The organism is Mixta gaviniae (assembly GCF_002953195.1).
Lineage (GTDB): Bacteria > Pseudomonadota > Gammaproteobacteria > Enterobacterales > Enterobacteriaceae > Mixta > Mixta gaviniae.
Window position 1 is genome coordinate 3,130,078 of sequence record NZ_CP026377.1, and the last position, 18,430, is coordinate 3,148,507.

19 protein-coding genes are annotated in these 18,430 nt (G+C 58.7%); 5 read left to right on the forward strand and 14 right to left on the reverse strand.

What is annotated here, in order from left to right:
- Window positions 1-74: 74 nt before the first annotated feature.
- The gene (gene yfbV, locus C2E15_RS14500) at window positions 75-524 is read right to left on the reverse strand and encodes a terminus macrodomain insulation protein YfbV (RefSeq protein WP_104958001.1); all 450 of its coding nucleotides are present in this window, start codon (window positions 522-524) and stop codon (window positions 75-77) included.
- A gap of 333 nt (window positions 525-857) precedes the next feature.
- Here yfbV and ackA point away from each other — a divergent pair, with 333 nt between their 5' ends.
- The 3 genes from ackA to C2E15_RS14515 all read left to right on the forward strand — a co-directional run bounded on the left by ackA (window position 858) and on the right by C2E15_RS14515 (window position 5,689).
- Window positions 858-2,060 carry an acetate kinase gene (ackA, locus tag C2E15_RS14505; RefSeq protein WP_104958002.1) on the forward strand — a complete coding sequence of 401 codons (1,203 nt, stop codon included), beginning with the start codon at window positions 858-860 and terminating at the stop codon, window positions 2,058-2,060.
- 66 nt (window positions 2,061-2,126) lie between these two features.
- The gene (pta, locus tag C2E15_RS14510; protein WP_104958003.1) at window positions 2,127-4,280 is read left to right on the forward strand and encodes a phosphate acetyltransferase; all 2,154 of its coding nucleotides are present in this window, start codon (window positions 2,127-2,129) and stop codon (window positions 4,278-4,280) included.
- Window positions 4,281-4,657: 377 nt separating this feature from the next.
- Window positions 4,658-5,689 (forward strand): TIGR04086 family membrane protein, encoded by a 1,032-nt coding sequence (locus tag C2E15_RS14515; RefSeq protein WP_245912276.1) that lies wholly within the window; start codon window positions 4,658-4,660, stop codon window positions 5,687-5,689.
- A 117-nt stretch (window positions 5,690-5,806) separates the two neighbouring features.
- Here C2E15_RS14515 and C2E15_RS14520 read toward each other — a convergent pair whose 3' ends face one another.
- From C2E15_RS14520 to C2E15_RS14540, 5 genes are all read right to left on the reverse strand, one after another.
- Entirely contained in the window at window positions 5,807-6,760 is a 954-nt protein-coding gene (locus C2E15_RS14520; protein ID WP_104958004.1) for a transketolase family protein, read from the reverse strand.
- Window positions 6,753-7,583, reverse strand: a complete 831-nt coding sequence (locus tag C2E15_RS14525; protein WP_104958005.1) for a transketolase — start codon at window positions 7,581-7,583, stop codon at window positions 6,753-6,755. Before C2E15_RS14525 ends, C2E15_RS14520 begins: the two co-directional genes overlap by 8 nt.
- A complete protein-coding gene (locus tag C2E15_RS14530) occupies window positions 7,580-8,971 on the reverse strand; it encodes a PTS ascorbate transporter subunit IIC (RefSeq protein WP_104958006.1) in 1,392 nt (463 codons plus the stop codon). The genes C2E15_RS14525 and C2E15_RS14530 overlap by 4 nt, the downstream gene beginning before the upstream one ends.
- A gap of 93 nt (window positions 8,972-9,064) precedes the next feature.
- Window positions 9,065-9,337 carry a PTS sugar transporter subunit IIB gene (locus C2E15_RS14535; RefSeq protein ID WP_104958007.1) on the reverse strand — a complete coding sequence of 91 codons (273 nt, stop codon included), beginning with the start codon at window positions 9,335-9,337 and terminating at the stop codon, window positions 9,065-9,067.
- Window positions 9,338-9,416: 79 nt separating this feature from the next.
- Window positions 9,417-9,860 (reverse strand): PTS sugar transporter subunit IIA, encoded by a 444-nt coding sequence (locus C2E15_RS14540; protein ID WP_104958008.1) that lies wholly within the window; start codon window positions 9,858-9,860, stop codon window positions 9,417-9,419.
- A gap of 234 nt (window positions 9,861-10,094) precedes the next feature.
- On the opposite strand from C2E15_RS14540, the gene C2E15_RS14545 reads away from it, so the two are divergent.
- A complete protein-coding gene (locus C2E15_RS14545) occupies window positions 10,095-11,114 on the forward strand; it encodes a LacI family DNA-binding transcriptional regulator (protein ID WP_104958009.1) in 1,020 nt (339 codons plus the stop codon).
- Between the two features lie 4 nt (window positions 11,115-11,118).
- Here the strand turns inward: C2E15_RS14545 and yfcD are convergent, their stop codons facing one another.
- Complete coding sequence (gene yfcD, locus C2E15_RS14550) at window positions 11,119-11,673, reverse strand: NUDIX hydrolase YfcD (protein ID WP_104958010.1); 555 nt, start codon at window positions 11,671-11,673, stop codon at window positions 11,119-11,121.
- 123 nt (window positions 11,674-11,796) lie between these two features.
- Window positions 11,797-12,438 carry a glutathione transferase gene (gene yfcF, locus C2E15_RS14555; protein ID WP_104958011.1) on the reverse strand — a complete coding sequence of 214 codons (642 nt, stop codon included), beginning with the start codon at window positions 12,436-12,438 and terminating at the stop codon, window positions 11,797-11,799.
- Window positions 12,439-12,606: 168 nt separating this feature from the next.
- Here yfcF and C2E15_RS14560 point away from each other — a divergent pair, with 168 nt between their 5' ends.
- Entirely contained in the window at window positions 12,607-13,497 is an 891-nt protein-coding gene (locus C2E15_RS14560; protein ID WP_104958012.1) for a TIGR01777 family oxidoreductase, read from the forward strand.
- A gap of 12 nt (window positions 13,498-13,509) precedes the next feature.
- Here the strand turns inward: C2E15_RS14560 and hisP are convergent, their stop codons facing one another.
- The 6 genes from hisP to C2E15_RS14590 form a co-directional block, all read right to left on the reverse strand.
- On the reverse strand, window positions 13,510-14,283 hold the full coding sequence (gene hisP / locus C2E15_RS14565) for a histidine ABC transporter ATP-binding protein HisP (RefSeq protein ID WP_104958013.1): 774 nt from the start codon (window positions 14,281-14,283) through the stop codon (window positions 13,510-13,512).
- A gap of 8 nt (window positions 14,284-14,291) precedes the next feature.
- Window positions 14,292-15,008 (reverse strand): ABC transporter permease, encoded by a 717-nt coding sequence (locus tag C2E15_RS14570; RefSeq protein WP_104958014.1) that lies wholly within the window; start codon window positions 15,006-15,008, stop codon window positions 14,292-14,294.
- Window positions 15,005-15,691, reverse strand: a complete 687-nt coding sequence (gene hisQ, locus C2E15_RS14575; RefSeq protein ID WP_104958015.1) for a histidine ABC transporter permease HisQ — start codon at window positions 15,689-15,691, stop codon at window positions 15,005-15,007. The genes C2E15_RS14570 and hisQ overlap by 4 nt, the downstream gene beginning before the upstream one ends.
- A gap of 84 nt (window positions 15,692-15,775) precedes the next feature.
- Complete coding sequence (locus tag C2E15_RS14580; protein WP_104958016.1) at window positions 15,776-16,552, reverse strand: lysine/arginine/ornithine ABC transporter substrate-binding protein; 777 nt, start codon at window positions 16,550-16,552, stop codon at window positions 15,776-15,778.
- A 273-nt stretch (window positions 16,553-16,825) separates the two neighbouring features.
- Window positions 16,826-17,395: a UbiX family flavin prenyltransferase gene (locus C2E15_RS14585; RefSeq protein WP_104958017.1), complete on the reverse strand. Its 570-nt coding sequence runs from the start codon at window positions 17,393-17,395 to the stop codon at window positions 16,826-16,828.
- 106 nt (window positions 17,396-17,501) lie between these two features.
- Entirely contained in the window at window positions 17,502-18,398 is an 897-nt protein-coding gene (locus C2E15_RS14590) for a LysR family transcriptional regulator (RefSeq protein ID WP_104959196.1), read from the reverse strand.
- Between the last annotated feature and the right edge of the window lie 32 nt (window positions 18,399-18,430).

Consider the following 18,430-nt stretch of genomic DNA (forward strand, 5'->3'; position numbering starts at 1 on the left):
GGAATCACAAGCCCGCCTTTCTTTGATTTGCGCCAGGTTGCCGTAAAAAATTGTCGGCAACCGGCAGGCGCGGCTTAGAGGTCGTCGAGGAAAGTCTTATCCAGCTGACGAAAGGCGCGTTTCAGCAGATCCGCCAGCGCCTGATAGGTAGGTTTGCCTTCAAGCGGCGCAATCGCCTGGCCCGCCTGCTGCAGTTTTTCCCGCACCTCGTGGAACCAGTGCAGCAAGGTCGGCGGCAGCGGCGTAACGGAGCGGCGGCCCAGCCACCACAGCCCCTGCATCGGCAGGCTGCAGGCGAACAGCGCGGTGGCCACCGCCGGGCCGAGCTGGCCGCCGAGCGCAATCTGCCATGTCAGGGTGAATACCGCCAACGGCGGCATAAAGCGGATCGCAAAGCGCGTCGCGGTCGAAATACGGTTTTCCGGAAAAATGGGCGCGAGGCGTTTATCGTTCGGCCATGTTTTCATGTAGTGCTGCCCGAGCTGGAAGGTCTTAAACCAGCCGACGCTGGATTCATTTGCCATGGCTCACCTCAACTTCTTTCGCAAGATTTAAAAAATTTAAATAACGACACAACTTTCTATAACATCCTTCAAAAAATTTTGTTTTTGCTGGGGACTGCCGTTATTCTGGGCGCGTTATCAGCGCCCGCAAAACGGGGTATCCTCATTATCCTGAGGCCGAGCCGTTGAAAGCCAAGGAGCTTTCAAATTTTTACGTAAAATTACCGTATTTTTTTGCTGTCAGATAACTTTTTGCTGGCAGTATGATGGTAATCATTACTCTACCAGCTTTCATACTTTAGGATGATAGACTGATTGCGTTTTTTTTAGCCACTTTGACTAATAGGTACTTCCATGTCGAGTAAGTTAGTACTGGTTCTGAACTGCGGTAGCTCTTCTCTTAAGTTTGCCATCCTCAATCCGGCCGACGGAGCAGAGTACCTGTCAGGTCTGGCCGAATGTTTCCATCTGCCCGAAGCGCGCATCAAGTGGAAACTGGACGGCGCTAAACAGGAAGCGGCGCTGGGCGCGGGCGCTGCCCACAGCGAAGCCCTGAACTTCATCGTTAAAAACATTCTGGCACAAAAACCGGAGCTGTCGGCACAAATCGCTGCAATCGGTCATCGTATCGTCCACGGCGGCGAAAAGCTGACGCACTCCGTGCTGATCGGCGATGAAGTCGTGCAAAGCATTAAGGATGCCTCTTCGTTCGCCCCGCTGCATAACCCGGCACACCTGATCGGCATTGAAGAAGCGTTGAAAAACTTCCCGCATCTTTCCGATAAAAACGTAGCGGTTTTCGATACGGCTTTCCATCAGACGATGCCGGAAGAGTCTTACCTCTACGCCCTGCCCTATCACCTTTATAAAGAACACGGCGTTCGCCGCTACGGCGCTCACGGCACCAGCCACTACTACGTGTCGCGCGAAGCGGCACGCATGCTGAACAAGCCGGTGGAAGAGCTGAACGTGATCACCTGCCACCTCGGCAACGGCGCGTCGGTTTCCGCTATTCGCAACGGCGAGTGCGTCGATACCTCGATGGGCCTGACTCCGCTGGAAGGCCTGGTGATGGGCACGCGCAGCGGCGATATCGATCCGGCCATCATTTTCTTCCTGCATGATACGCTGGGCATGAACGTGGATGCGATCAACAAAATGTTGACCAAAGAGTCCGGCCTGCTCGGCCTGACCGGCGTCACCAGCGACTGCCGCTACGTGGAAGAGAACTACGCCACCAAAGAAGACGCCAAACGCGCCATGAATGTCTTCTGCCACCGCCTGGCCAAATATATCGGCTCCTACACGGCGATGATGGATGGCCGTCTCGACGCCGTGGTATTTACCGGCGGTATCGGCGAAAATGCGGCGATGGTGCGCGAGCTGTCGCTGGCGAAGCTCTCTCTGCTGGGCTTCGAAGTGGACCACGAGCGTAACCTGGCAGCGCGCTTCGGGCAGGAAGGCTTTATTAACAAGGAAGGCACCCGCCCGGCGCTGGTGATCCCAACCAACGAAGAGTTGGTCATCGCCCGCGACGCAGCGCGCCTTACCGCATAAGTTTTTCTCCGTCAGCTCCGGCTGACGGAGTTGTTTTGACACCCTGAAATACCTGAGAGGTTTACTGTGTCACGTACCATTATGCTTATTCCTACCGGCACCAGCGTCGGGTTGACCAGCGTCAGCCTTGGCGTGATCCGTGCGATGGAGCGCAAAGGGGTTCGCCTCAGCGTGTTCAAACCTATCGCCCAGCCGCGCGCCGGCGGCAATGCGCCTGACCAGACCACCACTATCGTACGTAAAAACTCCTCCATCCCCGCCGCTGAGCCGCTGCAGATGTCGCGCGTTGAGTCGCTGCTGGGATCCAATCAGCAGGATGTGCTGATGGAGGAGATCATCGCTCGCTACCATGCCAACACGCAGGACGCCGAAGTGGTGCTGGTGGAAGGCCTGGTGCCGACGCGTAAACATCAGTTCGCCAATGCGCTTAACTACGAAATCGCCAAAACGCTGAACGCGGAGATCGTCTTCGTCACGGCGTTAGGCAACGACTCGCCGGCTCAGCTGAAAGAGCGCATCGAACTGACGCAAAGCAGCTTCGGCGGCAGCAAGAATAAAAACATCACTGGCGTGATCATCAACAAACTCAACGCGCCGGTGGATGAACAGGGCCGCACCCGTCCCGATCTGTCAGAAATTTTCGACGACTCTACCAAAGCCAGCGTCGCCAACATCGATCCGAGCCAGCTGTTTGCCAACAGCCCGCTGCCGGTGCTGGGCTGCATTCCCTGGAGTTTCGATCTGATCGCCACCCGCGCCATCGATATGAGCCGTCACCTGAACGCGCGCGTGATTAACGAAGGCGAAATTCAGACCCGCCGCGTAAAATCAGTAACCTTCTGCGCACGCAGCCTGCCGCATATGCTGGAGCATTTCCGTCCCGGCTCACTGCTGGTGACCTCAGCGGATCGCCCGGATGTGCTGGTCGCCGCCTGCCTCGCCGCGATGAACGGCGTAGAGATCGGTGCCATCCTGCTGACCGGCGGTTATGAAATTGATGACCGTATTTACAAACTCTGCGAACGCGCGTTCCAGACCGGCCTGCCGGTGTTTATGGTTAACACTAATACCTGGCAGACCTCGCTCAGCCTGCAAAGCTTCAACCTGGAAGTGCCGAGCGATGATACGCAGCGCATTGAGAAGGTGCAGGAGTATGTCGCCAGCCACATCAACAGCGACTGGGTAGAATCGCTGACTGCCGCCTCCGAGCGCAGCCGTCGCCTCTCTCCGCCCGCCTTCCGCTATCAGCTTACCGAGCTGGCGCGCAAAGCGGGCAAACGCATTGTGCTGCCGGAAGGCGACGAGCCGCGTACCGTGAAGGCTGCAGCGATCTGCGCCGAGCGCGGCATCGCGCAGTGCGTGCTGCTGGGCAACCCGGACGAGATCCATCGTGTCGCGGCGGCGCAGGGCGTTGAGCTGGGCGCGGGCATTGAAATCGTCGATCCGGAAGAAGCGCGTAACAACTATGTGGCGCGCCTGGTCGAGCTGCGTAAAAACAAAGGCATGACCGAAGTGGTGGCGCAGGAGCAGCTGGAAGACAACGTGGTGCTGGGCACCATGATGCTGGAGCGCGGTGAAGTGGACGGCCTGGTTTCCGGCGCCGTGCATACTACCGCCAACACCATTCGTCCGCCGCTGCAGCTGATTAAAACTGCGCCGAACAGCTCGCTGGTCTCCTCGGTCTTCTTTATGCTGCTGCCGGAGCAGGTGCTGGTTTATGGCGACTGCGCCATTAACCCGGATCCGACGGCGGAACAGCTGGCCGAAATCGCCATTCAGTCCGCCGATTCCGCCACGGCGTTCGGCATCGAACCGCGCGTAGCGATGATCTCCTACTCAACCGGCAACTCCGGCGCCGGCAGCGATGTAGAGAAAGTCCGCGAAGCGACGCGCATCGCGCAGGAAAAACGCCCGGATCTGGTGATCGACGGTCCGCTGCAGTATGACGCGGCGATCATGGAAGACGTGGCGAAATCGAAGGCGCCGAACTCTCAGGTCGCCGGTCGCGCGACGGTGTTTATCTTCCCGGATCTTAATACCGGCAACACCACCTACAAGGCGGTGCAGCGCTCCGCCGATCTGATCTCCATTGGGCCGATGCTGCAGGGGATGCGTAAACCGGTGAACGACCTGTCGCGCGGCGCACTGGTTGACGATATCGTCTATACCATCGCCCTGACAGCGATTCAGTCTTCACAGGCGCAGGAACAGCAGAGCTAAGCGGTTCCATCGTCAGAGCGGCCTGCGGGCCGCTTTTTTTTGCCCTGCTCCCGCCGTCCTCTTGCCGCCGGTTCGCCGTGCCGCCTGCTTCCCGCGCCTGAAATATCGACAACCCGCCAGCCTGGCCGGATATAAAACACCCTTTTAATTAAGCCTTAATAAGGCCACGCTTAAATATTAAAAATGCGTTAAAAGTAAACGAAGCGGTAACTATTTAGTTTATTTTCTGTCGCAAATTATGAAATTATTTTGGTCAAATCGCTATTCCCTAACTAGCCTTAAGTTGCCTGAAATAAGAGGTATCACTATTTTTCACGCAAGTTGAAAGATTAATTCTGTGGCAACGGCTTAAAAGATAAGGATAGGGAGTAAATATTATGAGTGAACATCCTGAACATCTCCGCAACCGGCACGACGCAGCCTGGGTGGACTCAGTGAATGGTGTACCGCTGAAGCGCATTTCATGGAGCGCTATCTTTGCTGGCGTTATCAGTTCCGTGGTGATCCACCTGTTATTGACCTTACTGGGCACCGCCGTTGGCACATCCAGTATCGATCCGCTGCATGAGCAAAATCCGCTGGATGGCATCGGCACCGGCGCGGCAATCTGGACCGGCATCAGTATGCTGATTTCCATCGCCGTCGGCGCCTGGGTCAGCGGCCGTCTGGCACAACGTGAAGGCATGCTGCACGGTCTGTTAATGTTCGGCGTTAACACGCTGTTCAGCGTCTGGCTGGCAGTGACGCTGGTCAACTACACCATGAGCGGCGCGATGAACGTGATGGGTGCTGGTTTAAATGCCATGGGCAGCACGATTTCTGCCGTTGCGCCAAAAGCGACGCAAATGGCGCAGGATAAGCTGCAGGAAAGCGGCATCAACCTGAACGATTTGCAGAATGAACTGGAAACCACGCTGCGTCAGACCGGTAAACCAGAACTGCAGCCGGAAAACCTGCAAAATGATGCGCAGAATGCGGCAAACAGCGCGCAGAATCAGGCGCAGTCTACCGCTAATAATCCGCAAAACGCCGATACCGATATTACCAACTGGGTGAAAGGCTTAATTAACAGCAATCAGGATACCCTGCAGGCTGCTGACCGCGACGCGCTGAAAAACATTATTAAAGCGCGCACCGGTAAAACCGATGCCGAAGCGGAGCAGATTGTTGCTCAGACAGAAAAAAGCTATCAGCAGGCGCGTCAGAAATATAACGAGCTGAAACAGCAGGCGGAGCAAAAAGCGCGCGAAGCCGCTGATAAAGCCGCTGCTGCGACCGCAAAAGCCAGCTGGTTCGCCTTCTTTATGATGATTATCGAAGCGATCCTGGCCGGTGTGATGGGTATGGTTGGTCGTCGTACGCAACCGCGTCAGGTGCTGAGCCATCAGCGTCCGACCAAACGTGACTAACACCTTTCGTCAGTAAGCCGCCTCTGCGGGAGGCGGCCTCAGTAAGATAAGGCGACCTGCGGGTCGCCTTCTTTTTGCGTGCGGCCGGCCTTTGACCTGCGATATGCCCTGCGCCGCTTACAGTAACTCCCGCGCCGCGATGACGATATCGTGCGCCGTCAGGCCATACTCCCGCTGCAAAAAATCCTGTGTGCCGACCTGGCCGTAACGCTCTTTCACGCCGACGCGGCGCATCGGCGTCGGACAGCTTTCTGCCAGTACCTCCGCCACCGCTGAGCCCAGGCCGTTATGAATGCTGTGGTTTTCACAGGTGACGATACGCCCGGTTTTGGCTCCGTAGCGCGCGATCAGCGCGCGATCCACCGGCTTCAGGGTAAACATATCGATCACCGCCGCGCTGACGCCCTCGCGCTCCAGCTGGCGCGCCGCCGCCAGCGCTTCCGCCACCATAATGCCGTTGGCTATTAGGGTGATATCTTCGCCGTCGCGCAGCAGGTTGCCTTTGCCAATGGTAAAATCAGAGCCTGGCGCGTAAATACTCGGCGCCTGCTTACGAATGGTGCGAACCCAGTAAAAACCGTCAAGATCGATAAGCTGATGCAGCAGATCCCTGAACATCACCGCATCGGTCGCCTCCAGCACCACCGCGTGCGCCAGCCCGCGCACGATGCCCATATCCTCAAACGACATATGGGTGCCGCCGTTATGGCAGGCGGTAACGCCCGCATCGGAAGCGATCACTTTGACGTTGTTGCGCTGGTAGTCCAGCGCCATAAACAGCTGGTCAAAGCAGCGGCGGCTGGCAAAGGCGGTGAAGGTATGCACAAACGGCCTGCGTCCGGTCAGCGCCAGCCCGGCGGCGGTGCCGATGACGTTGGCCTCCATAATGCCGCAGTTAATTACATGCTGCGGATAGTCGCGCGCCACGCCGTCCATCGCCATTGAACTCATCAGATCCGCCTCCAGCGCGATAATCGGGCTTCCCGCCTCAATCTGCTGCGCCACGAAGCCGGCATAGACCTTGCGCATCTCCATCGCGTCTTGTTGTCCTACAGGTGCGACCTTAATCATGGGCGGCCTCCAGCTGACGAATGGTGTCGTTAAGCGCCTCTCTCATCTCATCGGTCAGACGCAGGTGGTGGGAATTGCTTAACTGCTCCAGATAGGGCACGCCCTGCCCTTTTACGCTATCGAGGATCACCACGCGCGGCCTTGCCTCTCTGGGCGGCGTCGGCTGCACCGCCGCCAGCAGCCCGGCGATGTCGTCCCCCCTGACGGTGACGGCATCGAAGCCGAAGGCGCGGAATTTCCCTTCGAGATCGAAGGCGCAGATGATCTCATCCAGCTCACCGTCGAGCTGCTGTTTGTTCCAGTCGACGAAGATCGTCAGGTTATTCAGCCGGTGATGGGCGATAAACTGAAACGCCTCCCAGCACTGCCCCTCGTTAAGCTCGCCGTCGCCGACAATGCAGAACACCCGGTTCGGCCGCCCCGCCAGCCGGTGTGACAGCGCCATGCCGCCAGCGATGGAGATCCCCTGTCCCAGCGAGCCGGTGGTGGCGTCCACACCGCGGGTTTTCAGCCGGTCCGGGTGGCTCGGCAGGCGCGTGCCGTTCTGGTTCAGCGTATTCAGCTCCGCCAGCGGAAAGTAGCCCTTGATCGCCAGCGTGCTGTAGAGCGCCGGGCCGGCGTGCCCTTTTGACAGCACAAAGTAGTCGCGCTCCGGCCAGTCTGGATCGGCCGGGTCGATTTTCATCACGGCGCCATACAGCACCGCCAGCGTTTCCACCACCGACATGCTGCCGCCGTAATGGCCGAAGCCCAGCTGCGTGAGCGATTTAAGGGTGGCGAGGCGGATTTCGCGCGCCAGCCGGGTGACATCTTTTACATTCATGGTTTGACTCCGGTATTTTCCTGCGCCCCGCCAGCCGCAGTTTTGCTTTTTGCGAAGAGGTTGTAGGCCACCAGCAGCGCGAACAGCGCCATAACCAGCCCGGTAATCGCCAGCGGCGACAGGTAACGCGCTAAATTGCCCAGCACAATGCCGATAACGCCGAAGTCAGCGTCGGAGAAGGTGGTATTGGCAAAGCCGATCGCCCCCAGCACCGGCAGCAGCAGCACCGGCAGGAAAGTGATCAACAGGCCGTTGGCGAAGGCGCCAATCATCGCGCCGCGCCGTCCGCCGGTCGCGTTGCCAAATACGCCCGCGGTGGCGCCGGTAAAGAAATGCGGCACCACGCCGGGCAGGATCAACACCAGAGCCATCTGTCCCAGCAGAAACAGCCCCACCAGACCACCGAGAAAGCTGAACAGAAAGCCGATCAGTACCGCGTTTGGGGCATAGGGATAGACCACCGGGCAATCGAGCGCGGGACGCGCATTCGGCACCAGCTTTTCTGAGAAGCCGGTAAACGCCGGCACGATTTCCGCCAGTATCAGGCGCACGCCCTGCAGGATGATAAACACCCCGGCCGCGAAGGTGATCGCCATGATGATGGCGTAGACCAGATAGTGCTGGCCGCCGCTGAAGGCGCTTTCGACATACGCGCGTCCGGCGCTGACCGCCATGATCAAATAGATAATCATCATGGTCAGGGAGATGGAGATCGAGCTGTCGCGCAGGAAGCTAAGGTTTTTCGGCAGGTTCATCTCTTCGGTAGAGCGCGAACCCTTGCCGCATCGGCTGCCGATCCAGCCGGCCAGCACGTAACCCAGCGTGCCGAAGTGGCCGAAGGCGATATCGTCCGTGCCGGTGATGCGCTTCATATAACGCTGCGCCAGCGCCGGAAAGAAGGCCATCACCAGCCCCAGGATCAGCGAGCCGGTAAACACCAAACTTACCCCCGTAAAGCCGGCAACGGAGAGAATGACGCCGATCATGCAGGCCATATAAAAGGTGTGATGCCCGGTGAGGAAAATATATTTCAGGCGCGTAAAGCGGGCGACAATAATATTCGCCACCATGCCGAACGCCATGATCAGCGCGGTAGAGGCGCCATATTTTTCCAGCGCAATCGAGACAATCGCTTCGTTATTAGGAATGATCCCCTGAATATTAAAGGCGTGTTCAAACATGCCGCCGAGCGGATTCAGCGATCCGACCAGTACCGTTGCGCCGCCGCCCAGCACAATAAAGCCAAGAATGGTTTTAATGGTGCCTTTCACCACGTCCGAAAACGCTTTTTTCTGGGCGACCAGGCCAATTAAGGCGATTAAGCCGACCAGCACCGAGGGCACTTTAAGAATATCCACCACAAAATTCAGCGTTTCAAAAATAAACATAGCCACCTCACCGCAGAGGCGTCATTTGTTATGCTGCTTTGCGACGGCCGGAGAGGCGTTCAGCGGCCGTCCCGGCGCAGCACCGATGACGGGTTAGTGTTGGTCGAACCAGGCGCGCAGCTGCGTTTCCAGTTCATTGATGTCGATGATGTTATTGATCACCACCAGCTGGCTGGCCGGCACGCTGGCGCTGGCGGCGATATCTTTCGCCATTACGAAGAGATCCGCCGCGCCGGGCGTGGCCGAAGAGAGATCGGAATGTTCAACCTCCGCCTCCCTCTCCAGCTTTTTCAGCACCTTTTTAATGTTCATTTCGACCATAAAACTGCTGCCCAGGCCGGAGCCGCAAATCGCCATAATTTTCATTGCCGTCACCTTTTTTAAACAGAGAGCATCCGCATCACGCCAGGGCGTAATGTGCCGAAAACAGGTTTGCGAAATTAATTCAGAAGCGCGCGATAATGGTTTTTATCTCCTCTAAGGTTCTCGCCTGATGCAATTGCTGCATATCCTCATCGCTGGAAAATAACGCCGCCAGCGCGGCGATCATTTCGATATGGCTGTGTTTATCGGGCGCGGCGAGCATCACGATAATATCCACCGGATCGAACGCCCCGGCGCCGAAGGCGACGCCGCGATCCAGCTTCAGCAGCGACAGCCCAGGCCCTTTCGCCCCCTCTTCAGGCCGCGCGTGGGGCATCGCCAGGCCCGGCGCCAGCACATAGTAAGGTCCCAGCCGGCGATGCTGATCGACAATCGCCGTCACGTAGTCGGGGGTAATTACCTCTGACGCCAGCAGCGGCCCGGCGCAGAGTTCCAGCGCCTGTGGCCATGTCTCCACGCTGTCGCGCCGCATGAGGGTGGCATCATTCAGCCAGTTGTTAAGCACGCTTCTCTCCCGCCATGTTGCCTAAGGTGAGCAAACTTTATGCAAGAAACCGGCGACTAACCGTGATCTCAACTGCAAAGATAGCGCTACCAACAGGCAAGATGCAGAATTGTGATAGCGCTATCAAATTTCAATCACCGGGTGAATTCACAGAAAAAAAAGGAAGTTAGGGCGTATACTCCCTGACTCGTAACGCGAAGGAAGACAATCCGCGTCTGGTCTGCAGGAAAGTGTATGTCTCTAACCCGAAAACGACGTAGTACCGGTAAGGTGACGATTGCCGATGTCGCGCAGCTTGCCGGCGTAGGCACCATGACCGTTTCCCGTGCGCTGCGCACGCCTGAACAGGTTTCTGATAAGCTGCGGGAAAAAATCGAAGCGGCGGTGCGTGAACTGGGCTATATGCCTAACCTTGCCGCCAGCGCGCTGGCCTCGGCTTCTTCATGGACCATCGCCATGGTGGTGCCAAATCTCGCCGAAGCGGGCTGTTCCGACATGTTCGCCGGCCTTCAGCAGGTGCTGCAGCCCGCCGGCTATCAGATTATGCTGGCGGAGTCGCAGCATCGGCTGGAGCAGGAAGAGAAGCTGCTGGAAACGCTGCTCGCCTCCAATATCGCCGCCGCCATCTTGCTGAGTGTTGAACACAGCGATACCGTGCGCCACTGGCTGCAAAACGCCTCGATTCCGGTGATGGAGATGGGCGCGATGCGCGCCGATCCGCTTGATATGAATATCGGCATCGACAATAGCGCCGCGATGTATGAACTCACCGAGATGGTGATCCAACGCGGCTATGAAAATATTGGCCTGCTGTGCGCCAACCAGGAGCAGTGGATTTTCCAGCAGCATCTGCAGGGCTGGTACCGGGCCATGCTGCGCCACCATTTGTCGCCGAACCGGGTGATCAACGCCGCCCTGCCGCCTACCTTCTCTACCGGCGCATCGCAGCTGCCGGAGTTTCTGCTGGCGTGGCCCGAGCTGGATGCGCTGGTCTGCGTCTCCGACGAGCTGGCGTGCGGCGCGCTGTATGAGTGTCAGCGCAGGCGGATTAAGGTGCCGGACGAGCTGGCGGTGGTGGGATTCGGCGACAGCGACGTCAGCCGGGTGTGTCAGCCGCCGCTAACCACAATGGCGGTGCCGCACCGGAAGATCGGTATCGAAGCCGGACGCGCGCTGCTGGCGCGACTGAATGGCGGAGACTGGAGCGATCGCAAGCCGATCGTCTCCAGCCTCTGTTTGCGGGACAGCTGCTGAGACTTTACTCCGTCTCCTCCGGCTTTTTCTGTTTCGCCGGTTCGTTCTTGGCGTTGCGGCTCATCCACAACGAGAGCGCCTTCAGCGAATCGGGCGTGAACTCGTCGCAGCGGGCAGTGATCTCCTCCGGCGTTAGCCAGAACACCTCATCCACCTCTTCCGGCTGCATGGCGAACGGGCCGTGCGACACGCAGCTGAACAGCCCGCCCCAGACGCGGCAATGCTCATCCTCAAAATAGAACTGGCCATGCTCGGCGAAAGGCACGGCGGCAATTCCCAGTTCCTCTTCCGCTTCCCGCCGCGCGGAATCCAGAATCGCCTCCCCACTCTGCACCACGCCGCCTGCGGTGGCATCCAGCATGCCGGGCAGGAAATCCTTACTTTCGGTACGGCGCTGCACCAGAATCTTACCCATGCCGTCATGCACCACGATGTAGGTAGCGCGATGACGCAAACGTTGTGCCCGCATCTGGGCGCGGCTGGACTGAGCGATAACCTCGTTATCTTCGCTAACGATGTCTACCCATTCAGTGCCGGCATCCTGACTATGCTCCACCATCAGTAATCCTTTTCGTTCTGGCGCGAATTGCGCGATGAAATGCCACAGGTTTCGCGTTACGTTGACGCAAACCGCCATAAATTAAAGGCTTCGTGAGCCGGACGCAATACAGAAGTCGTACGGTTAGCCGTTTTTGCCTGATTCGCCCAGCCAGAGCTGAACAGAAGCGCGCTGCCACTGGAACCAGGCGTACTCCGCCAGGCTGTCGGGCAGCGCGTCGCCGTGTAGCGCAAGGCGATTGAGCATCACTGCCAAATCGGTATCCGCGATCGACCACTCGCCAAACAGATTTTGTTGCCCTCCGCTCAGCAGACGCTGGGCGCCTTCAATCAGTTTAGCGGCGCTGCGACGGGCGTCTTCCGTCAGCGGCGAATATTTTTTTCCGGCGAACAGCACTTCAGTGGGACGCTGCTGCCTGATCGGCAGAAAATCGCTGCGCAGCCAGGCCTGCAGCTCGCGCGCCCGTGCGCGTTTTTCCCTGTCGTGCGGATAAAGACGCTCAAAATCGGGCGCCGGGAAGCGCTCTTCCAGATATTCAGCGATCGCCGACGATTCGCTCAGCCGCATCTCATCCACCGCGAGGGTCGGCACGCGACGGGTCAGCGACAGCGCCGCGTATGCCTCCGTCTGCTGCTGTTGCTGCGCAAGGTCGACCGGCTGCAGCGTAAACGGCAACCCCTTTTCACGCAGCGCGACATACACAGACATCGCATAGGGGCTGTAAAACTCCGCGTCTGTCCACAGCGTTATTTTGGGCAAGGGCATAATGTCGATACTCCTTTACATGAAATGGTCATCGGGGAAACCGATCGCCGCCGCTTTCTGTTTAGCGGAAACGCCTGGGATTAGCCACTGCGACGTTGATAATATCACCCTTATCGGGGTTCTCTTCTATGCTGAATAGAGAGCAATAACACAGACATAGGGCTTCGCATGCAAATTCTGATTACCGGCGGCACCGGCCTGATTGGGCGTCATCTGGTGGCGCGCCTGCTGGCACGCGGCGATCGCGTCAGCGTAGTATCGCGCAACGTCGAGGCGGCGCGCGAACGGTTAGGATCGCAGGTCAGCATCTGGTCCGGCCTTGACCAGCAGCGTGATTTAAACGGCATCGACGCGGTGATCAACCTGGCTGGCGAGCCGATCGCGGCGAAGCGCTGGACGCCGCAACATAAGCAGCTGCTGTGCGAAAGCCGCTGGCAGATCACCGAACGGCTCGCCTCGCTGATCAACGCCAGCAGTGCGCCACCCGCCGTGCTGATCTCCGGCTCGGCGACCGGCTACTACGGCGACAGCGGCGAAGCGGTGCTGACGGAAGAGGACGAGGGCCACGACGAATTTACCCACCAGCTGTGCCAGCGCTGGGAAACGCTGGCGCTGGCCGCCGCCAGCGATCGCACCCGCGTCTGCCTGTTGCGCACCGGCGTGGTGCTGGCGAAACAGGGCGGCGCGCTGACGCAGATGAAAAAGCCGTTTATGCTGGGCGTCGGCGGCCCGCTCGGCAGCGGCCGACAATATATGCCCTGGATCCATATCGACGATATGCTGGAGGGCATTCTCTGGCTGCTGGATCACAACCTGAGCGGCCCGTTCAATATGGTTTCTCCTTATGCGGTGCGTAACGAACAGTTCGCCGCCACGCTGGGGAAAGCGATGCATCGCCCCTCGCTGGTGCGCACGCCGGCCATGGCGATCAGGCTGCTGATGGGCGAATCGGCGGTGCTGGTGCTGGGCGGCCAGCACGTACTGCCCAGACGGCTGGAGGCGTCGGGCTTCCACTTCCGCTGGTACGATCTGCAAACCACGCTGGCTGACGTGCTGTAGCGTGCCTGCCGCCTATTTCAGCGCGCCGGATAAAAACTGCTGCAGCCGCGCGCTTTTCGGCTGCAGAAACAGGGCGTCCGGCGGCCCCTCTTCTTCGATCTTCCCCTGATGCAGGAAAATGACGTGGCTGGAGACGTGACGGGCGAACTCCATCTCATGGGTCACCACCACCATGGTTTTCCCCTCTTCCGCCAGCTTCTGCATAATGCGCAGCACTTCGCCTACCAGTTCGGGATCGAGCGCCGACGTCGGCTCATCGAACAGCAGCACATCCGGCTCCATCGCCAGCGCGCGGGCGATGGAGACGCGCTGCTGCTGGCCGCCCGACAGATGTACCGGATATTTGGCGCAGGCGCGCTCGTCGATACCCACTTTGTTGAGATAGCGCAGCGCCCGCTCGCGTGCCTCCGCCTTGCCCAGCCCCAGCACCTGAATCGGCGCCTCCATCACGTTCTCCAGCACCGTCATATGACTCCAGAGATTGAAGTGCTGAAACACCATGGTCAGCCGCGTGCGCAGCAGGCGCAGCTGCTCTTTGTCCGCCACCTTCAGCTGGCCATCTTTGTCGCGCACCAGGCCGATCGCCTGATTATTCACTGCAATCGATCCTTCGCTCGGTTTCTCAAGAAAGTTAATGCAGCGCAGAAAGGTGCTTTTACCGGAGCCGGACGAGCCGATAATGGTAATCACATCGCCGGCGTTTGCCCGCAGCGATACGCCCTTCAACACCTCATGCTCGCCATAGCGCTTGTGCAGCTCGGTCACGTTCAGTTTATTTTCAGCCATAGTGATACTCAGTGGGACGATGAAGGTTTGATATGCGCCAGAAAGCGCGCTTCCGCCTTGCGGAACAGGCTAATCAACACGTAAGAGATAATCAGGTAGAGCAGCGCCGCGATGCCGAACGCGATAAAGGGCTGATAGGTCGCCGCGTTGATATCGCGCGCGATTTTCAGCAGATCCGGCACGGTGGCGGTAAAGGCGAGCGCCGTCGAGTGCAGCATCAAAATCACTTCGTTGCTGTAGGCGGGCAGCGCGATACGCAGCGCGGCAGGCAGAATAATGCAGCGCCAGAGCTTAAAGGTGGAGAAACCGTAGGCGCGCGCCGCCTCGATTTCGCCATGCGGCACCGCGCGGATGGCGCCGGCAAAAATCTCAGTGGTATAGGCGCAGGTGTTAAGGGTAAACGCCAGCAGCGTACAGTTCAGGCCACTGCGGAAAAAGGCGCTCAGCAACTCCGAGCCTTTCACCACTTCCAGCGTATACATGCCGGAGTAGATGATCAGCAGCTGCACGTAGAGCGGCGTGCCGCGAAACACCCAGGTAAACAGCCAGACCGGGGCGCTGACGGCGCGAATCGACGATACGCGCGCGATCGCCAGCAGAATCGCCAGGCAGCCGCCCACCGCCACAGAGAGGATCAACAGCCACAGCGTGATCGCCACGCCGGTAAAGCGGTAGCCGTCGGTCCAGAGCAGCGCTTTCCAGTACTCATGAATGATATCGATCATAGCTCGGCCTTTTTCACCCCAACAGAGTAGCGACGCTCCAGCCACCACAGCACGCCGCTCGACAGCGTGGTGAACAGCAGATAGATAATGCCGGCGACCACTGCGAACCAGAACGGCTGCCAGGTGCTTTTTCCGGCCAGCTGGGTAGCTTTCACCACATCTTCCAGCCCCAGCAGCGAAACCAGCGCCGTCGCCTTCAGCACCACCTGCCAGTTATTGCCGATGCCCGGCAGGGCGAAACGCATCATGGCGGGGAAAAGAATGCGGCGGAACACCTGCGAACCGGTAAAGCCGAAAGCGGTGGCTGCTTCGATCTGCCCTTTCGGCACCGCCATAAAGGCGCCGCGAAAGGTTTCGGTGAAGTAGGCGCCGTAGATAAAACCGAGGGTGATAATGCCCGCTACCATCGGATCGATATCGAACTGCGCGATGCCCAGCGTTTCGGTGATCTGGTTGAGGACGATCTGCAGGCCGTAAAAAATCAGCAGCATCAGCACCAGGTCGGGCACGCCGCGGATCAGGGTGGTATAAGCTTCCGACAGCAGCGCCAGCGGACGAGAAGAGGAAAGCCGGGCGCCCGCGCCCAGCAGGCCGAGGATCAGCGCGAGCAGCACCGAGCTGAGCGCCAGCTCCAGCGTGACCAGCGCCCCGCGAAAGATAACTTCAGAATAGCCATACAGCATGCATGAAATCCCGGCGTAACAACACGGACAAAACGCCGCCCCTCAACGCGGGGCGGCGATATAACGAACAACGAAGATTAAGGCTTAATCGCCATAGACATTAAAATTGAAATATTTTTTCGCAATGCGGTCGTAGGTGCCATCTTTGCGCATCTCGGCGAAAGCCTTGTCGATAGCCGCTTTTAGTTCAGCATCATCTTTGCGCAGCCCGATGCCGGTGCCGACCCCAAAGATCTTGTCATCTTTTACCGCCGGGCCGGCAAAGGCGTAATCTTTGCCTACCGGCTGCTTGAGGAAACCTTCGCTCGCCTGCACTTCATCCTGGAAGGCGGCATCGATACGGCCTGCGCTCAGATCCTGGTAAACCAGATCCTGGTTGGCATAAGGCGTTACCGTCACCCCTTTCGGACGCCAGTACTGGTTGGCGTAAGTTTCCTGCGTGGTGCCCTGTAACAGGCCGATATTTTTGCCGCGCAGCGATTCCGGCGTCGGCGCCAGTTTGGATCCTTTCGGCGCCACTAAACGCGCGTTGGCGGCGTAAAGTTTCTCGGAGAAGGCGATCTCCTGCTGGCGTTTTTCGGTGATAGAGAGCGAGGAGATAATAAAATCAATTTTCTTCGCCTTCAGCGAAGGGATCAGCGCATCGAAATCGCTCTCCACATAGCTACACTGCGCGGCGAGGCGCTTACAGATTTCGTTAGCCAGATCGATATCGAAGCCCACCAGCTGGCCCTGCGCATTTTTCGATTCAAACGGCGGATAGGTGGGATCGTTGCCGATGCGTAGCGTTTTCGGTACCGCAGCGCTGGCGACGCTGGAGAAAGCCAGCAGCAAAGAGAGAGCCAGAACTCGCTTTTTCATGGTTTATCCTCAAGTGAAGAGCTTATTGTTATGCGATGCGTGACAGGTTTGCGTTCAGGAAATTGCACTTTTCATGCCAGATCGGGCAGCGGCGACGTGACAGGCTCAGGGCCTTAACGTGGGCCGTTAAACTGGCGTAAGCAGCTCGTTTGTGAAGGAAATATAGCAGGCTTGATAAGAGGAAAAAGCGATATTGTTACGTTTTGGTGCATGCGATGCACGAATAGTGATCCACACCGAATTAATGCACCAAAACGGAACAGTTAATGTGACTTATGCCCCCTGCCAGCGCGTGAAGAGATCGTTCGGCAGGGTGATATCGAACTGATCCAGCACCCGGTTCAGCGTCTGGTCAACAATCTCCATAATCGACTGTGGGCGATGGTAGAAGGCGGGCACCGGCGGCATCACCACCGCGCCCAGTTCGGCGGCCGTGGTCATCAGACGCAAATGGCCAAGGTGCAGCGGCGTTTCACGCACGCACAATACCAGCCGACGCCGCTCTTTCAGCACCACATCGGCGGCGCGCGTCAGCAGCCCGTCGCTATAGCTGTTGACGATACCGGAGAGGGTCTTCATCGAACAGGGCAGAATTGCCATACCGACAGTATGAAACGAACCGGACGAAATGCTGGCGGCGATATCACGCACGTCATGCACCACATCGGCAAAGCCCTGCACTTCACGCAGGGTATAATCCGTCTCCAGCGCCAGCGTCTGGCGCGCGGCGTTACTCATCACCAGGTGCGTTTCAATCTCCGGCAGCGGCTGCAGCAGCTGCAGCATCCGAATGCCATAAATCACGCCGCTGGCGCCGGAGATGCCGACGATCACTCTTTTCATGGTAAAGCCTTTATTATTCGTGGAAGGGTAATTTTGAACGTGCGGACGAGAGAATACAACCTCACGCCGTTGGCGGCCCGCAGCGGCAGCGCCGCTGCCGGACGGGCTACGCCTCGCCCCTGAGTATCGCTGCCTGCGCGCTGAACAGGTCGATAAGGTGATCTGCTACGACCCTTACCCGCCACGAATGAGCTAAATCCGCCTGCATCGCCAGCCAGATCGGCTGTTCGACGCCCAGCCCGGTCATCAGACAGACCAGCCCCGCCTGACGCGCCAGAAAATGGGGCAGCACCGCCAGCCCCATCCCCGCCGTCGCCGCCGCGAGCTGCGCCGAGAGCGTATTGGTCTCCAGCCGGCAGGGACGGCCGCGCAGAATGCGCAGCGTCCATTTGGCCGCCGGCAAATGGTGATGGGTTTCCGCCCAGCCGATAAAATCATCATGCTCAAAGGGCGTGCCCGTCTCGCCGACGCGACGGGCGGCGAGATAGCCCGCCGAGCCGTATAGCCCGAAACCCAGCGTGCCCAGCCGCTTTATCGTCAGGTTGCCCGCCTCGGGACGTACCATTCTTACCGCCAGATCGGCGTCGCGCCGGTGCAGGTTGACTGTATTGAGCCCGCTCACAACCTCGACCTGCAGCGCCGGATGCTGCGCGAACAGGGCGCCGAGTGAAGGCACTATCAGCGGATTAGCGAGGTTTTCCGCCGTCGCCAGACGCACTCGCCCCGTCACGCCGCGTTCCGCGTCCGGCGCTTCAAAGAAGTCCATACCCGCCAGCTCCAGCCTTTCGGCGCGATCCAACAGCGCCTCACCGTCATCAGTCAAACGATAGCCGGTTTGATGGCGCGTAAACAGCGGCACGCCGAGCGCGGCTTCAAGCCGATCCAGACGGCGAGACAGCGTGGCGATACCGATTTTGAGCGTTTCTGCCGCGCCGCTCAGGGTGCCGCAGCGCGCCACCGCCAGAAAAACACGCGCGTCGTCCCAGTGAACCAATAGTGACATGGCATTTTTCAAAAATGGAAAACAGGGTTCCG

Excerpts from the sequence above, each read along its gene's own strand:
- hisQ (WP_104958015.1), bottom strand. The coding sequence starts at position 15,691 with ATGCTGTATGGCTATTCTGAAGTTATCTTTCGCGGGGCGCTGGTCACG.
- C2E15_RS14545 (WP_104958009.1), top strand. The coding sequence starts at position 10,095 with ATGTCTCTAACCCGAAAACGACGTAGTACCGGTAAGGTGACGATTGCC.
- C2E15_RS14525 (WP_104958005.1), bottom strand. The coding sequence starts at position 7,583 with ATGAATGTAAAAGATGTCACCCGGCTGGCGCGCGAAATCCGCCTCGCC.
- hisP (WP_104958013.1), bottom strand. The coding sequence starts at position 14,283 with ATGGCTGAAAATAAACTGAACGTGACCGAGCTGCACAAGCGCTATGGC.
- C2E15_RS14515 (WP_245912276.1), top strand. The coding sequence starts at position 4,658 with ATGAGTGAACATCCTGAACATCTCCGCAACCGGCACGACGCAGCCTGG.
- yfbV (WP_104958001.1), bottom strand. The coding sequence starts at position 524 with ATGGCAAATGAATCCAGCGTCGGCTGGTTTAAGACCTTCCAGCTCGGG.
- C2E15_RS14590 (WP_104959196.1), bottom strand. The coding sequence starts at position 18,398 with ATGTCACTATTGGTTCACTGGGACGACGCGCGTGTTTTTCTGGCGGTG.
- yfcF (WP_104958011.1), bottom strand. The coding sequence starts at position 12,438 with ATGCCCTTGCCCAAAATAACGCTGTGGACAGACGCGGAGTTTTACAGC.
- yfcD (WP_104958010.1), bottom strand. The coding sequence starts at position 11,673 with ATGGTGGAGCATAGTCAGGATGCCGGCACTGAATGGGTAGACATCGTT.
- C2E15_RS14560 (WP_104958012.1), top strand. The coding sequence starts at position 12,607 with ATGCAAATTCTGATTACCGGCGGCACCGGCCTGATTGGGCGTCATCTG.
- C2E15_RS14585 (WP_104958017.1), bottom strand. The coding sequence starts at position 17,395 with ATGAAAAGAGTGATCGTCGGCATCTCCGGCGCCAGCGGCGTGATTTAT.
- C2E15_RS14570 (WP_104958014.1), bottom strand. The coding sequence starts at position 15,008 with ATGATCGATATCATTCATGAGTACTGGAAAGCGCTGCTCTGGACCGAC.
- C2E15_RS14580 (WP_104958016.1), bottom strand. The coding sequence starts at position 16,552 with ATGAAAAAGCGAGTTCTGGCTCTCTCTTTGCTGCTGGCTTTCTCCAGC.
- C2E15_RS14535 (WP_104958007.1), bottom strand. The coding sequence starts at position 9,337 with ATGAAAATTATGGCGATTTGCGGCTCCGGCCTGGGCAGCAGTTTTATG.
- C2E15_RS14530 (WP_104958006.1), bottom strand. The coding sequence starts at position 8,971 with ATGTTTATTTTTGAAACGCTGAATTTTGTGGTGGATATTCTTAAAGTG.
- ackA (WP_104958002.1), top strand. The coding sequence starts at position 858 with ATGTCGAGTAAGTTAGTACTGGTTCTGAACTGCGGTAGCTCTTCTCTT.
- C2E15_RS14520 (WP_104958004.1), bottom strand. The coding sequence starts at position 6,760 with ATGATTAAGGTCGCACCTGTAGGACAACAAGACGCGATGGAGATGCGC.